The organism is Janthinobacterium sp. UMAB-60 (genome assembly GCF_900095235.1).
GTDB lineage: Bacteria > Pseudomonadota > Gammaproteobacteria > Burkholderiales > Burkholderiaceae_D > Janthinobacterium.
Genome location: NZ_LT607495.1, coordinates 98,524 through 113,114, shown reverse-complemented (window position 1 = coordinate 113,114; position 14,591 = coordinate 98,524). Strand labels below are relative to the sequence as shown.

The window sequence follows — 14,591 nt, the reverse complement described above, 5'->3', positions numbered from 1 at the left end:
CCCGCGTGGGACGCCTGCCTTTATTCTTTGGCTGCCGGGGCCGGTACAGCAACAACTTCCGCAGGCGCTACCACGCCCATCGAGACGATATATTTGAGCGCCGCATCGACGCTCATGTCGAGTTCGACGACATCGCTGCGTTTCATCATCAGGAAAAAGCCTGACGTCGGATTCGGCGTCGTCGGCACGTACACGCTGACATAGTCGCCCACCAGGTGGTTTGCCGCATCGCCGCCCGGCACGCCCGTCAGGAAAGCGATGGTCCAGGAATTCTGGTGCGGATACGGCACCAGCACGGCCTTGCGGAAGGCATTGCCCGACGGGGAAAACAAGGTATCGGACACTTGCTTGACGCTGGAATACAGGGAATTGACGATGGGTATACGTTGCAGCAATTTTTCCCACAGTTTCACCACGTAATTGCCGACCAGGTTATTCGTCAACAAGCCCGTGAAGAACACGATCAGTACCGTCAATACCGTGCCCAGGCCTGGAATGCTGTTCAGCGCGGGAACCTGGTGGCCGAACCATATGCTGGGCTTCGTACTGCCGGGCACCAGCAACAGCGACTGGTCCATCGTGCTGATCACCAGATTCAGCACCCAGGCCGTAATGGCCAGGGGTACCAAAATCAGTAATCCGGTAATAAAGTATTTACGCATCGGTTTCTCGGTAATGGAACGTATCGGCGCGGCGCGCTTTTCAGTCCGCTTTCGGCGCAGCGGCAGCCGGGGCGGACGCAGCTGCCGCGGCAGGCGCGCTCTCGGCGGCCGGGGCGGGCTTGGCGCCATCGGCCGGGCCCGTCGGAATGGCCGTGGTGGGCGCCGTGCCGCCGCGGAAATCGGTCGCGTACCAGCCAGTGCCCTTCAATTGGAAACCGGCGGCCGTCAATTGTTTCTTGAAACTGGGCTTGCCGCACGACAGGCACACCGTCAGTACTGGATCGGAGATCTTTTGCAAGACGTCCTTGGCAAAACCACACTCGTCACAACGGTAAGCATAAATCGGCATCTCTACTCCGAGAAAATCATCAAAAACCCTGAATTATAAAGCTTTTCCGCCATTCTCAGCGGAAAATGCCCGGCCGCGACCGTTGCCGCCTCAGTCCGCCCGGCGGCGCCAGCTCATCCAGCGCTCCTTGCCGGCGAAGACGGCGATGGAATCATCGACGGCTTCATCGGCCAGGCAGTCGAAATGCCGCGCCAGCAATTCCTGCAGTGTCTCACGCGATATGCCAAATGGCGGCCCCTTGGCATTGTCATCAAAGAAAAAGTAGCCGGCCAGCATGGCGCCCGGCGCCAGTAGCTGCGCCCAGCGGGCCGCCACTTGCGGCCACATGGCGCGCGGCATGGCGCACAGGAAAGCCCGTTCATAGATCAGGTCCAGCGGCGCTGCGGGTTGCCAGGCAAAGAAATCGGCTTGCACCACCTGCCCTGCCCGCGCACCGACGACAGCGCGCGCGGCGGCCACGGCGGCCGGCGAAAAATCGATGGCAGTGGCATCCCAGCCGTGATCGAGCATGAAGACCAGTTCATAGGCCGAGCCGCAGCCGGGAATCAGGCAGCGCAGCGGCGCCGGACTGTCGGCAACGAAGCGGCGCAAACGCGCAGGCACACCGCCCTGGTCCCAGGGTGTAAATTGCTTCTCGAAACGCTCGTCCCAGAAGGCGGGCGAGAGCGGATCGCGGGTATGGAAGTCAGCCATCACTTACGTCCTCAGCGAGTTAAAACGGCAGTTGATGCCAGCGCATGAACACTTGCAAGCCCAGCGCGCCGAGCGCGAAGGCGCCCACGAAGTACACGATAAAGCTCAGCAAGCGGTTCGTCTGGCGTTGTTCCGCCAGCAAGGTTTTCATCAGTTCCACGTCGTTTTCACGCGGTTCGCCATGCACGGTCAAGGCCTGGTGCAACAAGCGAGGCAGTTGCGGGAAGATGTGCGCATAACGGGGCGCCTCGGCGCGCAGGCGTTCCATGAAACCTTGCGGCCCCACCTGGTTGCTCATCCATTTTTCCAGATACGGCTTGGCCGTTTGCCACAGATCCAGTTCCGGATCGAGCTGGCGGCCCAGGCCTTCGATATTGAGCAAGGTCTTTTGCAGCAGCACCAGCTGCGGCTGCACTTCCACGTTGAAGCGGCGCGAGGTCTGGAACAGACGCAGCAACACTTGCCCAAAAGAAATATCTTTCAGCGGACGGTCGAAGATCGGTTCGCAGCAGGCGCGCACGGCCGCTTCCAGTTCATCGACGCGCGTGTCTTTCGGCGCCCAGCCCGATTCGATGTGCGCCTCGGCCACGCGTTTGTAGTCGCGGCGGAAGAAGGCGAGGAAGTTTTGCGACAGATAATCCTTGTCGTAATCGTTCAACGTTCCCACGATGCCGAAGTCCAGCGCGATGTAGCGGCCGAACGATTCGGGCGCGATCGACACGAGAATATTGCCCGGATGCATATCCGCATGGAAAAAGCCGTCGCGGAACACTTGCGTGAAGAAAATCTCCACGCCATCGCTGGAGAGTTTGCGCAAATCCACGCCGGCCGCCACCAGGCGGTCGATCTGCGACACGGGAATGCCCACCATGCGTTCCATGACGATGACGCTGCTGGAGCAATAATCCCAGTGCATTTCCGGCACCATCAGCAAGTCCGAATTGGCGAAGTTGCGGCGCAGCTGGCTGGCGTTGGCCGCCTCGCGCATCAGGTCCAGCTCGTCGTGCAGGTATTTGTCGAACTCGCCCACCACCTCTTTCGGTTTCAGGCGCTTGCTGTCGGCCCACAGGCGGCTGGTCCAGTCGGCCGCGATGTGCATCAGGGCCACGTCTTCGTCGATCAGCTTTTTCATGCCTGGACGCAAGACCTTCACGGCCACTTCGCGGCCATCTTTCAGGGTGGCGAAGTGCACCTGGGCAATCGAGGCGGACGCCACCGGCTCGCGCTCGAAGTGGGCAAACAACTGATCCGGATGCGCGCCCAGTGACTTGACGATTTGCGCGATGGCCAGGTCGGAATCGAACGGCGGCACGCGATCTTGCAGGCGCGCAAGTTCTTCGGCGATGTCGGGCGGCATCAGATCGCGCCGCGTCGACAGTACCTGCCCGAATTTGACGAAAATGGGGCCCAGCTCTTCCAGCGCCAGGCGCAGGCGCATGCCCCGTGGCGACGACAGGTCGCGCCAGAAAATCAGGGTGTCGATCAATTTGGCGGTGCGGGGAACTTGCAGACCAGAAATCGCTATCTCATCCAGACCGTACTTGATGGAAACACGGATGATTTTAAACAGGCGCAGAAATTTCAATATCATGTAGACAAATCCGGTGAGGAGGACTGCGGCTGGACGGCGGCGGCCGCCTTTTCCAGCCGGGCAAGGCGCTTGGCCAGGCGTTCGACATCATCGCGCACGCGCGTCACGCCAGCGGAATACTCTTGCAGGGTGGCAGGACGGATCAGCATGGGCTGTTCGTCGAGAAAATATTCGGCCACGTTTTCCGCCAGCTTTTGCTGGCCCGTGCGCACGAAGGCGACGGCATCCTTCGCGCCGGAAACAAGGCGCGTGGCCAGCATGGGACCGACGACTTTTTCCAGGTCGTGCTCGGCTTCCCAGCGCAAACCCTTGCTCAATTGCGAAATCGCATTGGCAAACTCGGCATCGCCTTCGATTTTCACATACGAAAACGCCCGCTCGCGGTTTTGCAGGATCAGCGGCACATCGGACAATTTCACGCGGATGGTGACGTTGGCCGGCATGTCGGCCGGCGCCGTTTCCAGCATGCCGGCGCTGTCGACGCGCAGGCGCAAGGCCACGGCGCCCGTATCGATGCAGGCCAGCTTGCCGGCGTGCACGGCCAGCTGCTGGCGCGCCCACGGCTCCTGCGCCAGCAAATGGTTGATGGTCGCGATGACGGGCGTCATCAGGGAGAGATCGGAAAGTGGTGCCATTTATATACTGCGCGCCGCGCGCGCCCCTAAAAAGAAAAAACCGCCCGTAAAACAACGTGGGCGGTTTCGATCTTACCAGTTCAGCAGGAAATATCTGTCAAGCATCATGCATTGCGCATGAACTTAAGCCATTATTCAGCAAGTTTTGACAATTAATTCAATTGCTGAATGCCTGCCAAGACCCAGCCGCTGTTGCCGCTGACGGGTTTCGACATATTCCACACTTCCGCGAACGGCTCGGCTGCCGCGCCCGGCGCCGAACGGATCAGACCCGTAAACTTCACGCTGGCCAGGTAGTCGTTGACGCTCGTCTCGATACCGAGCAGTTCGGCATCGATGGTGACGACATCGGTAAAGTCCGGCTGCGCGCCCCGTTCCTGGATCTGCATGCGCAGTTCCCCATACACTTCCGGCGACGTGAATTCGCGGATATCGTTGACGTCGGCCTTGTCCCAGGCCGCTTGCAGGCGAATGAAATTGCTTTTCGCATGGCGCAGGAAGGCTTCCTTGTCGAAGTCGCCTGGCACGCCCCATGGCGCGGCAACCTCTGCTGGCTTGTCCAGGCCGACGCCGGACGAGGCGGGCTGCAACGGCGGCAGCGGTGGAATGCCCGAACCGATGTCGGGCACGTTGCCCGCTGGCGCAGGCTGGTTGCCGCCAAAACCCGCGAACGGCGCATTGCCGCTGGTGTTGCCGTCACGCTTGCCGCGCACCATGCGGTAGATGAAGAAGGCCACGCCAGCCAGCAAAGCCACCATCAGCAGGGTACTGATCATGCTGGCCAGGGCGCCGCCCAGGCCGAAATGCGACAGCAGCGCGCCCAGGCCCAGGCCCAGCAGTGCGCCGCCCAATAGCCCCTTCCAGCGGCTCGGCGCCTTGGCGGCGGGTGCCGGTGCAGGCGCTGGCGCAGGTTGCGCCTGACGTGGCGCGGCAGCCGGAGCCGGGGTCGGCGCCGGTGCGGGCGCTTGACGGCCCACGTTTTGCGATTGGCGGCCAAACGAGCGGCCACCGCCCATCGGACGGGCCAGCGCCTCGCCCAGCATGGATACCGTGGTCGCGGCCAGCATCATGCCGACCATAAATTTCTTCAATTTCATTCCATCTCCTAAAATCACCGGCTTGGTGAGTTACAGCCTGAGTTACATCTTGATGCCGGTATGCAAAGCGGCAATGCCTGCCGTCAAATTGTAGTACTGCACACGTTCCAGGCCCGCCGTTTCCATCATGGTCTTCAGCGTTTCCTGGTCCGGGTGCATGCGGATCGATTCGGCCAGGTAGCGATAGCTTTCCGCGTCGCCGGCGATTTTCTGTCCGAACCACGGCAAGACCGAGAACGAATACAGGTCATACGGCTTTTGCAGCGGTGCCGCCACCTTGGAAAACTCCAGCACCAGCAGCTTGCCGCCCGGTTTCAGCACGCGGCGCATTTCCGCCAGCGCCACATCCTTGTGCGTCATGTTGCGCAAGCCAAAGGCCACGCTGACACGGTCAAAATAATTATCGGGGAACGGCAGTTTTTCCGCGTCACACAACAAGGTGGGGGTGAGCAAGCCGCGATTCAAGAGGCGGTCGCGGCCCACGCGCAACATCGATTCATTGATATCGGTCAACCAGACTTCACCCGTGGGGCCCGCCTGCTTGGCAAACGCCTTCGACAGGTCGCCCGTGCCGCCGGCGATGTCGAGCACCTTGAAGCCGGGGCGCACGCCCGCGTTGGCAATGGTGAACGTCTTCCACAGACGGTGCAGCCCGCCCGACATCAAGTCGTTCATCACGTCGTATTTGGCAGCGACGGAATGGAACACCTTGGCGACTTCGCGCACTTTGTCGTCTTCTGCAACTGTTTTGTATCCGAAATGGGTCGTATTGGTCATGGTAGGCAGTCTGTTTGAACTTGCACGCATTATACAAGCGGCAGGCGCATTTCCCCGTGACGCCGGAGAAGGTATTGCCTTTCCACTACATTTGAAGCCAGCATTGCCGCCTGCGCATACGCCGCCAGCGGCCTCCAGGTCCTGCGTATAGCTGGCAAGTCGGCCATCAGGCTTCCATGCTTTCATAGCGTGCCGCGTCGGCGTAGATCAGGATCAGGTATTCCATAGTCTCTTCTCCAAAAGAAAAATGCCCGCAAGCGCGGGCATTCATACGACGAATGGATATGCGGCAATCCGACAAGCTTACCGCATTATTTTTTTCACCTTAGTGTTTATGCCCGCAACTTGGGCCGTGAACATGACCGCCGGAAGATTGCTTGACCGTCATGTCGGCCTTCGCGTCGCGGCCGCTGTCGCCGGGGTAGCCGGCCGCCGCCAGCTGGTCCAGGTAGGCTTGCCACAATGTCGCTTGCTGCGCGCCCAGCTTGTACAGATAAGCCCAGGTGTACAGGCCGGAATTGTGGCCATCGCTGAAGGTCGGCTGCACGGCGTAGTTGCCGACCGGCTCCAGACCCGTGATGCCGACGAGGCGCTTGCCTAATTGCAAGGTTTCCTGGCCCTTGCCATGGCCCTGCACTTCGGCCGACGGCGAATACACGCGCAGGTATTCGAACGGCAACGTAAATGTGCTGCCATCGTCGAAGGCCACATCGAGCACGCGCGACTGGTTGTGCACGGTCAAGCCGGTCGGTTGGGGTGTTGCTGTTTTTTCAGTCATGACGATACTTTATGCGGATAAACGTTGAATGATGGCGGCGCGCAGCGCCGGCAACAGGGCGCTGCGCGTGGCCAGTACTTCCGGCGCCGTCTCGCGCTGGACCACCGCCCAGCTGGGATTCGGGAAATGCGCATCGTCGCGGTAGCGGGGAATCACGTGCCAGTGCACGTGCGGCGTCATGTTGCCGAAACTGGCCAGATTGACCTTTTCCGGCTGCATCACTTCACGCACGGCCAGCTCGACTTGCCACACGACTTCCATGACGTAATTGCGCTCACCCGGCGTCAAGTCCGTCATTTCCTTCACGTGCTTGTTCCAGATCACGCGGCAAAAGCCGGGGTAGCTTGGATCATCGACGGCCACCACGCACAAGCGTTCGCTGCGCCACAGCAAGGTCTCCAGACCCTGCTTGTTGGCGTAGCCGTCCAGCAACTGACACAGATCGCAAGGCGTGGACATTAGACCAGCACCCGTTCGATACCGCCGTCATTGGCGCGCTTCACGTAATCCGGCATCCAGTTCTCTCCCAGCAAGTGTTTGGCGATCTCGACGACGATGTAGTCGGCCGTCGTGCCCGAATCGTCATTGTAGCGCGACAAGCCTTGCAGGCACGACGGGCAGCTGGTGAGGATTTTTACGTCGCCGGTAAAACCGTCGCCGCGCAGCTTGTCGGCGCCCTTGACCATCTCTTCTTCCTTGCGGAAACGCACTTGCGTGGAAATATCGGGACGCGTGACGGCCAGCGAACCCGATTCGCCGCAGCAACGCTCATTTTTCTCGATCTTCACGTTGTCCACCGTGCTGATCAGGGAATTGATGGTCTTGCCCGATTCCTGCAACTTCATCGGATTGTGGCATGGCTCGTGATACATATAGCGCGTGCCGTTGACGCCTTCCAGCTTGACGTTTTTCTCCAGCAAGTACTCATGGATATCCATGATGCGGCAGCCGGGGAAAATCTTTTCAAACTGGTACGTCGCCAGCTGGTCGTAACAGGTGCCGCATGACACCAGTACCGTCTTGATGTCCAGATAGTTGAGCGTGTTGGCCATGCGGTGGAACAGGACGCGGTTGTCCGTCATCATCTTCTCGGCCTTGTCGAACTCACCCGCACCCCGCTGCGGATAACCGCAGCACAGGTAGCCAGGCGGCAAGACCGTCTGCACGCCCACTTCCCACAGCATCGCTTGCGTCGCCAGGCCCACTTGCGAGAACAGCCGTTCCGAACCGCAACCGGGGAAGTAAAACACGGCTTCCGTATCGGCCGTGGTCGTCTTCGGATTGCGGATGATCGGAATGACTTTATCGTCTTCGATGTCGAGCAACGCGCGCGCCGTTTTCTTCGGCAAGTTGCCCGGCATCTTTTTATTAATAAAATGGATCACCTGCGCCTTGACGGGCGGCTTGCCCGTCGATGGCGGCGGCGCCTTGGTTTGCTTCTTGGCAAATTTCTTCAGCAAGTCGTGGCCCAGGCGCTGCGCCTTGTAGCCCCAGTCGATCATGACCTTGCGCGTGGCATTGATGGTCACGGGATCGGTGGCGTTGAGGAACAGCATCGTCGCCTTGGTGCCCGGATTGAAGCTTTTCTTGTCCATCTTGCGCAGCAAGTTACGCATGTTCATCGACACGTCGCCGAAGTCGATGTTGACGGGGCAAGGCGTGACGCATTTATGGCATACCGTGCAGTGGTCGGCCACGTCTTCGAACTCTTCCCAATGCTTGATGGAAATACCGCGCCGCGTCTGCTCTTCGTACAGGAAGGCTTCGATCAGCGAGGACGTCGCCAGGATCTTGTCGCGCGGCGAGTACAGCAAGTTGGCGCGCGGCACGTGGGTCGCGCACACGGGTTTGCACTTGCCGCAACGCAAGCAATCCTTGACGCTGTCGGCGATGGCGCCGATATCGCTTTGCTGCATGATCAGCGACTCGTGGCCCATCAGGCCGAACGATGGCGTATAGGCATTGCGCAAGTCGGCGCCCATGCCCGGCAGGTTCAGCAGTTTGCCTTTGTTGAAACGGCCTTCCGGGTCGATGCGCTGCTTGTAGCTGCGGAACTCGCCGATTTCTTCTTCCGTCAAAAATTCCAGCTTGGTGATGCCGATACCGTGTTCGCCCGAAATGACGCCATTGAGCGAGCGGGCCAGGATCATGATGCGGCCCACGGCGGCGTGGGCATCCTGCAGCATGTCGTAATTGTCCGAGTTGACGGGCAAGTTCGTGTGCACGTTGCCGTCGCCCGCATGCATGTGCAGCGCGACAAACACGCGGCTACGCAAGATGCGCGCATGGATGGCGGTAGCTTCGTCGAGGATCAGTTTGAAAGCGGCGCCATTGAAGATCTGGCGCAGCTGGGCGCGGATTTCTTGCTTCCAGGTAATGCGCACGGTGCGGTCCTGCACCACGTCGAACAGGGTGGCATCCGGCTGTGTTTCCAGGCGTGCATCGAACACAGGCAGCAAGCGTTCCATGCCCAGTTCAGCCAGTTCGCCCTTCACGTCGGTCAGCGGACGGTCCAGCTGGGCCAGCAGACAGGTCCAGCGTGCCGTGACTTGCGCCAGCAACTGCTGCGCCTGCTCGGCGCGGTCGCCCAGCATTTCCGCGTCGTCGACGCGGTCATCCGACGCATCGTCGCTCTTGCCAATTGGTAAGTTACCCTTGGCAAAGAATTCACTCAGGGCATCGGCCAGTTGCAGCTTGTTCTTGATCGACAGTTCGATATTGATGCGCTCGATGCCATCCGTATATTCGCCCATGCGATTGAGCGGAATCACCACGTCTTCATTGATTTTAAAGGCGTTGGTGTGCTTGGCGATCGCCGCCGTGCGGGCGCGATCGAGCCAGAATTTCTTGCGCGCTTCGGGGCTGACGGCCACAAAACCTTCGCCCACACGGGTGTTGGCGATGCGCACCACTTCCGACGCCGCTTGCGCGACGGCATTTTCATCGTCGCCGACGATGTCGCCAAACAGGGCCATCTTCGGCAGCACGCCCCGCTTCGACTTGGTGGCGTAGCCGACGGCGCGCAGGTAGCGCTCGTCCAGGTGTTCCAGGCCCGCCAGGCGGATGGTCGTGTATTGCTCGCCCTTGGCCGGCAAGCCATCGAGGTAATCCTTGATTTCCACGATCGACGGGATCGCATCGCGCGCCTGGCCAAAGAATTCCAGGCAGACGGTGCGGGCGAATTTCGGCATCTTGTGCAAGATCCAGCGCGCCGACGTGATCAGGCCGTCGCAGCCTTCCTTCTGGATGCCCGGCAAGCCGGCGAGGAATTTGTCCGTCACGTCCTTGCCCAGGCCCTCTTTACGGAACTTGCGGCCAGGAATTTCCAGGATTTCCGTCTTGAACGGCGCGTTCGGTTTCGTCGCGTCGCGCGTGCTCGGGTGACGCCATTCCAGCTGGAAACGTGCCAGTGCGATATCGTGGATCTTGCCCAGGTTATGGTCGAGTCGCGTCACGTCGAGCCAGTCGCCGTTCGGGTCGACCATGCGCCACGAAGCCAGGTTATCGAGCGCCGTACCCCACAGCACGGCCTTCTTGCCGCCCGCATTCATGGCGACATTGCCGCCGATGCAAGAAGCGTGGGCCGAGGTCGGATCGACGGCAAACACGAAACCGGCCTTTTCCGCCGCTTCCGAGACTTTATTCGTGATGACGCCCGCGCCCGAATGGATCGTCGCGTATTCGTGCGTGAGGCCCGGCAAGACCGTCATTTCCACGGCGCCCAGGGTGATCAGTTTTTCCGTGTTGATGACGGCAGACATCGGCGTCAATGGAATCGCGCCGCCCGTGTAGCCGGTGCCGCCGCCGCGCGGGATGATGGTCAGCCCCAGCTCGATGCAGCCTTTGACCAGGCCGGCCATTTCCTCTTCCGTGTCGGGCGTGAGCACGACGAACGGGTATTCGACGCGCCAGTCGGTGGCGTCCGTCACGTGCGACACGCGCGTCATGCCGTCGAAGCGCACATTGTGCTTTTCCGTGTAGCGGCCCAGCACCTTGACCGTGCGCTTGCGCAAATCGTAGGTCTTGCGGAATTCGTCGCCGAAGTCGGCCACGGCCTTGCTGGCAGCCTTCAGCAGCAGTTCCACGTTGGCGCTGCGCGCCTTGGCCACTTCGGGCGCTTCGCCACTGGCCGCGACGTCGCCGCCGGCCGCATCGATGCCCAAGCGGCGCTTGTCGACTTCGGCCAGGCGGTGATGCAAGGCATCGATCAAACCCTGGCGGCGCTTCGGGTTGTCCAGCAAGTCATCCTGCAGGTAGGGATTGCGGCGCACGACCCAGATATCGCCCAGCACCTCATACAGCATGCGGGCCGAACGGCCCGTCTGACGGGCGCCGCGCAACTCGTCGAGCAGGCGCCAGGAGTCCTCCCCCAACAGGCGTATGACGATCTCGCGATCGGAAAACGACGTGTAGTTATACGGGATTTCGCGCAGGCGGCTTGCTGCGGGACCATTCGGCGTTTCTGCCAGTAAAGCTTGGATATGTGCGGGAGCGTTCATGGAGTGTGGTGACGATGTGGACTGGACCCTAAAGGACCATTTTATCTTATTGCGCCGCACCATGCGGGAACAGCCTTAGCCCGCCTAAGGTTTAAGCACCGCATCGGCTACCATAGCAAATACGGGAAAGCCTACTTTTGCATGAATAAAAAACCAGTTTCCATGATTTTTTGACGCAAAAATGCCAAGAATCGGACTCAGCCACAAACTATCAAGCGGCCCAAAATAGGGCAAACAGGCGTTGCAATACGCCCCATCGCCATCACGCCAGCATTTGCCCGATCCGGTGCCATACGCCATCGGGCACGTACAGCAGCAAAGCCGTCATGCTCAGGTAGCGCGCGCACTTGCCGATGGCCATGTAGACCACGCTGGGCCAGAATGGCAGCTTGAGCCAGCCCGCCAAGGTGCACAGGGGGTCGCCCACGATGGGCAGCCAGGCCAGCAGCATGGTCTTGGCGCCATAGCGGGCCAGCCAACGGAACCAGCGCGTGTCGCGCTCCTTGGCGAACGCCTGCTTGGCCCGGTAGCCCATCCAGTAGTCGACGATGCCGCCCAGGGTATTGCCCAGGGTGGCGACGCCGATGACGGCCCAGAACAGTGCGGGATTGGCCTTGATGACGGCAAATACGGCCGGTTCCGAGCCGAGCGGCAAGAGGGTGGCGGAAATAAAGCTGATCAGAAAGACCGAGGTCAGCCCGACTTCCGGTGCTGCGATCAGCTGCAGCAGCCAGGCGATTGCGGATTCGATCATGGAACACTTCGCGATGCGGTAAGGCTCTCCATTATAATGAAGAGCAGCTTGCGCGCCGCACAATCCGCGCCAAGCAGCCAAGGCTCACCAGCCCCTAGTTCCACAGAGCATTATTTGTCGCCAGGCTATCCGCCGCCGCGCCGCCGCTATCGACCGACACGCTCCAGTACCTTTCTGGCCCAGAATCACTTGCTAGCAGACTATGAACATCGACTACCTCAAGAAAATCCTGACCGCCCGCGTCTATGACGTCGCCACCGAAACGCCGCTGGAACTGGCCCCTGCCCTGTCGCAGCGCCTGAACAACCAGATTTACTTCAAGCGCGAAGACATGCAGAGCGTGTTCAGCTTCAAAATTCGCGGCGCCTACAACAAGATGGCCCAGCTCAGCGATGCGGAACGCAAGCGCGGCGTCATTTGCGCCTCGGCCGGCAACCATGCCCAGGGCGTGGCCCTGTCGGCCGCGCGCATGGGCTGCCGTGCCGTCATCGTCATGCCCACCACCACGCCCCCCGTCAAGATCGACGCCGTCAAGGCGCGCGGCGGCGTGCATGTGGAAATCGTGCTGCACGGCGAGTCCTACACGGACGCCTACAACCACGCGCTGACCCTGGAAAAAGAACAGAAGCTGACCTTCGTGCACCCGTTCGACGATCCGGACGTGATCGCCGGCCAGGGCACGATCGGCATGGAAATCCTGCGCCAGCATTCCGGTCCCATCCACGCCATCTTCGTCGCCATCGGCGGCGGCGGCCTGATCGCCGGCGTGGCTGCGTACGTGAAACAGATTCGCCCCGACATCAAGATCATCGGCGTGCAAACGGTCGATTCGGACGCCATGGCGCGCTCGCTGAAAGCGGGCGAACGGGTGACCCTGCCCGACGTGGGCCTGTTTTCGGACGGCACGGCCGTGCGCCTGGTGGGCGAGGAAACCTTCCGCCTGGCGCAGCAATATGTCGATGACATCATCATCGTCGACACGGACGCCATCTGCGCCGCCATCAAGGATGTGTTTACGGATACGCGCTCCATTCTGGAACCGGCCGGCGCGCTGGCCATCGCGGGCGCCAAGGCCTACGTGGAGCGGGCCAGCCTGAGCAAGCACCCCATCGTCAACCAGACGCTGGTCACCATCGCCTGCGGCGCCAACATGAATTTCGACCGCCTGCGCTTCGTTGCCGAGCGTGCCGAGCTGGGCGAGTTCCGCGAAGCCGTGTTTGCCGTCACCATGCGCGAACAGCGGGGCAGCTTCAAGCGTTTCTGCTCGCTCATCGGCGCACGCAACGTGACGGAATTTAACTACCGCATCAGCGATGAAAAAGCCGCGCATGTGTTCGTCGGCATCCAGATTGCCGACCGGCATGAATCCGGGGCGATGGCGAAGAAATTCGAGGAGCATGAATTCAAGACGCTGGACTTGACGCACGACGAGCTGGCCAAGTCGCACATCCGCCATCTGGTGGGCGGCAAGAGCCGCCTGGCGCAGGACGAGCTGCTGTACCGCTTTGAGTTCCCCGAGCGCCCCGGTGCGCTGATGCGCTTCCTCGACAGCATGGCGCCGAACTGGAATATTTCCCTGTGCCATTACCGCAGCCAGGGCGGCGACGTGGGCCGCATCCTGGTGGGCCTGCAAGTGCCGCCCGATGAAATGGGAGAATTCGCCCGCTTCCTCGATACCCTCGGCTATCGTTACTGGGATGAAAGCAGCAATCCCGTCTACAAGCTGTTTTTGGGGTAATAAACCCAACTGCAAATACTGGGGTCGGACCCTGCAGGGTCCGACCCCAGCCGTCGCTGTTGGGTTGAAATAGGCTACCATGCGTGCTTGACTGAATTCACGCCATCACCATGACCACCACCAACGACCTCGCCGAACTGTCTCCCCTGGGCAAAAGCTCCGCCTACCGTACCGATTACGCACCGGAACTGCTGTTTCCGATTCCGCGCCAGGGCAAGCGCGACGAGCTGGCGCTGCACGGTACGTTACCGTTTTTCGGCCTCGATATCTGGAACGCGTACGAACTGTCGTGGCTGAACCAGCGCGGCAAGCCGCAGGTGGCCATTGCCAAGGTCAGCGCGCCGGCCGATTCGCCCAACATCATCGAATCGAAATCGTTCAAGCTCTACCTGAACTCGTTCAACCAGACCAAACTGGACAGCCCGGATGCCCTGCTGGCCCTGCTCAAGCAGGATTTGTCGAACGGCTTTGGCGCGCCCGTGCAAGTGGAACTGACCTTGCAGGAAGACTTCGGCAAGCTGAAAATGGGTGAATTCGACGGCGTGCTGCTGGACCGCCTGGACCTGGAAATCACGCAATACACGCCGTCGCCGCTGCTGTTGAAGGCGGCGCTCGATGAAGCACCGGTGGAAGAAAAACTCGTCTCGCACCTGCTCAAATCAAATTGCCTGGTGACGGGCCAGCCGGACTGGGGCAGCGTGCAGATCGCGTATGCGGGACCGCAAATCGACCAGGAAAGCCTGCTGCGCTACCTGATCGGTTTCCGCGAGCACAATGAATTCCATGAGCAATGCGTGGAGCGCATCTTTGTCGATATCTTGCGCCAGTGCAAGCCGCAAAAATTGTCCGTGTATGCGCGCTATACGCGCCGCGGCGGGCTCGATATCAATCCGTGGCGCAGCAACTACAGCACGGGCACGATGCCGGGCAATCTGCGCAATGCGCGCCAGTAATCCAAAGCAACACCGCGCAATACCTTGAAATCATGCCAACAGGAATGTTGGCTGTGTTTTAAAAC

Annotated in this window: 13 protein-coding genes; 2 read left to right on the top strand and 11 right to left on the bottom strand. The window is 60.6% G+C overall.

Annotation, left to right across the window (positions count from 1 at the left end):
* Positions 1-20: 20 nt before the first annotated feature.
* From K0F86_RS21115 to K0F86_RS21065, 11 genes are all read right to left on the bottom strand, one after another.
* A complete protein-coding gene (locus tag K0F86_RS21115) occupies positions 21-662 on the bottom strand; it encodes a DUF502 domain-containing protein (RefSeq protein WP_219136159.1) in 642 nt (213 codons plus the stop codon).
* Between the two features lie 40 nt (positions 663-702).
* Positions 703-1,011 carry an FmdB family zinc ribbon protein gene (locus K0F86_RS21110; protein WP_219136158.1) on the bottom strand — a complete coding sequence of 103 codons (309 nt, stop codon included), beginning with the start codon at positions 1,009-1,011 and terminating at the stop codon, positions 703-705.
* 90 nt (positions 1,012-1,101) lie between these two features.
* Entirely contained in the window at positions 1,102-1,704 is a 603-nt protein-coding gene (locus tag K0F86_RS21105; RefSeq protein ID WP_219136157.1) for a methyltransferase, read from the bottom strand.
* A gap of 19 nt (positions 1,705-1,723) precedes the next feature.
* Entirely contained in the window at positions 1,724-3,295 is a 1,572-nt protein-coding gene (gene ubiB, locus K0F86_RS21100) for a ubiquinone biosynthesis regulatory protein kinase UbiB (protein WP_219136156.1), read from the bottom strand.
* Entirely contained in the window at positions 3,292-3,930 is a 639-nt protein-coding gene (locus K0F86_RS21095) for an SCP2 domain-containing protein (RefSeq protein ID WP_257572282.1), read from the bottom strand. Before K0F86_RS21095 ends, ubiB begins: the two co-directional genes overlap by 4 nt.
* A 152-nt stretch (positions 3,931-4,082) precedes the next feature.
* Positions 4,083-5,027, bottom strand: coding sequence for a Tim44 domain-containing protein (locus K0F86_RS21090; RefSeq protein ID WP_219136155.1), 945 nt, complete (start codon positions 5,025-5,027; stop codon positions 4,083-4,085).
* A gap of 42 nt (positions 5,028-5,069) precedes the next feature.
* Complete coding sequence (gene ubiE / locus K0F86_RS21085) at positions 5,070-5,804, bottom strand: bifunctional demethylmenaquinone methyltransferase/2-methoxy-6-polyprenyl-1,4-benzoquinol methylase UbiE (RefSeq protein ID WP_034753359.1); 735 nt, start codon at positions 5,802-5,804, stop codon at positions 5,070-5,072.
* 325 nt (positions 5,805-6,129) lie between these two features.
* The gene (locus tag K0F86_RS21080; RefSeq protein WP_219136154.1) at positions 6,130-6,582 is read right to left on the bottom strand and encodes a gamma-butyrobetaine hydroxylase-like domain-containing protein; all 453 of its coding nucleotides are present in this window, start codon (positions 6,580-6,582) and stop codon (positions 6,130-6,132) included.
* Between the two features lie 9 nt (positions 6,583-6,591).
* Complete coding sequence (locus K0F86_RS21075) at positions 6,592-7,041, bottom strand: HIT family protein (protein ID WP_219136153.1); 450 nt, start codon at positions 7,039-7,041, stop codon at positions 6,592-6,594.
* Positions 7,041-11,081 carry a DUF3683 domain-containing protein gene (locus K0F86_RS21070; protein ID WP_219136152.1) on the bottom strand — a complete coding sequence of 1,347 codons (4,041 nt, stop codon included), beginning with the start codon at positions 11,079-11,081 and terminating at the stop codon, positions 7,041-7,043. Before K0F86_RS21070 ends, K0F86_RS21075 begins: the two co-directional genes overlap by 1 nt.
* 262 nt (positions 11,082-11,343) lie before the next feature.
* The gene (locus K0F86_RS21065) at positions 11,344-11,835 is read right to left on the bottom strand and encodes a YqaA family protein (RefSeq protein ID WP_219136151.1); all 492 of its coding nucleotides are present in this window, start codon (positions 11,833-11,835) and stop codon (positions 11,344-11,346) included.
* Positions 11,836-12,037: 202 nt separating this feature from the next.
* On the opposite strand from K0F86_RS21065, the gene ilvA reads away from it, so the two are divergent.
* Entirely contained in the window at positions 12,038-13,573 is a 1,536-nt protein-coding gene (gene ilvA / locus K0F86_RS21060) for a threonine ammonia-lyase, biosynthetic (RefSeq protein ID WP_071079716.1), read from the top strand.
* A 110-nt stretch (positions 13,574-13,683) separates the two neighbouring features.
* Positions 13,684-14,526 (top strand): NADPH-dependent 7-cyano-7-deazaguanine reductase QueF, encoded by an 843-nt coding sequence (gene queF / locus K0F86_RS21055; protein WP_219136150.1) that lies wholly within the window; start codon positions 13,684-13,686, stop codon positions 14,524-14,526.
* The last annotated feature ends 65 nt before the right edge of the window (positions 14,527-14,591 follow it).

Excerpts from the sequence above, each read along its gene's own strand:
- K0F86_RS21115 (WP_219136159.1), bottom strand. The coding sequence starts at position 662 with ATGCGTAAATACTTTATTACCGGATTACTGATTTTGGTACCCCTGGCC.
- K0F86_RS21110 (WP_219136158.1), bottom strand. The coding sequence starts at position 1,011 with ATGCCGATTTATGCTTACCGTTGTGACGAGTGTGGTTTTGCCAAGGAC.
- K0F86_RS21105 (WP_219136157.1), bottom strand. The coding sequence starts at position 1,704 with ATGGCTGACTTCCATACCCGCGATCCGCTCTCGCCCGCCTTCTGGGAC.
- ubiB (WP_219136156.1), bottom strand. The coding sequence starts at position 3,295 with ATGATATTGAAATTTCTGCGCCTGTTTAAAATCATCCGTGTTTCCATC.
- K0F86_RS21095 (WP_257572282.1), bottom strand. The coding sequence starts at position 3,930 with ATGGCACCACTTTCCGATCTCTCCCTGATGACGCCCGTCATCGCGACC.
- K0F86_RS21090 (WP_219136155.1), bottom strand. The coding sequence starts at position 5,027 with ATGAAATTGAAGAAATTTATGGTCGGCATGATGCTGGCCGCGACCACG.
- ubiE (WP_034753359.1), bottom strand. The coding sequence starts at position 5,804 with ATGACCAATACGACCCATTTCGGATACAAAACAGTTGCAGAAGACGAC.
- K0F86_RS21080 (WP_219136154.1), bottom strand. The coding sequence starts at position 6,582 with ATGACTGAAAAAACAGCAACACCCCAACCGACCGGCTTGACCGTGCAC.
- K0F86_RS21075 (WP_219136153.1), bottom strand. The coding sequence starts at position 7,041 with ATGTCCACGCCTTGCGATCTGTGTCAGTTGCTGGACGGCTACGCCAAC.
- K0F86_RS21070 (WP_219136152.1), bottom strand. The coding sequence starts at position 11,081 with ATGAACGCTCCCGCACATATCCAAGCTTTACTGGCAGAAACGCCGAAT.
- K0F86_RS21065 (WP_219136151.1), bottom strand. The coding sequence starts at position 11,835 with ATGATCGAATCCGCAATCGCCTGGCTGCTGCAGCTGATCGCAGCACCG.
- ilvA (WP_071079716.1), top strand. The coding sequence starts at position 12,038 with ATGAACATCGACTACCTCAAGAAAATCCTGACCGCCCGCGTCTATGAC.
- queF (WP_219136150.1), top strand. The coding sequence starts at position 13,684 with ATGACCACCACCAACGACCTCGCCGAACTGTCTCCCCTGGGCAAAAGC.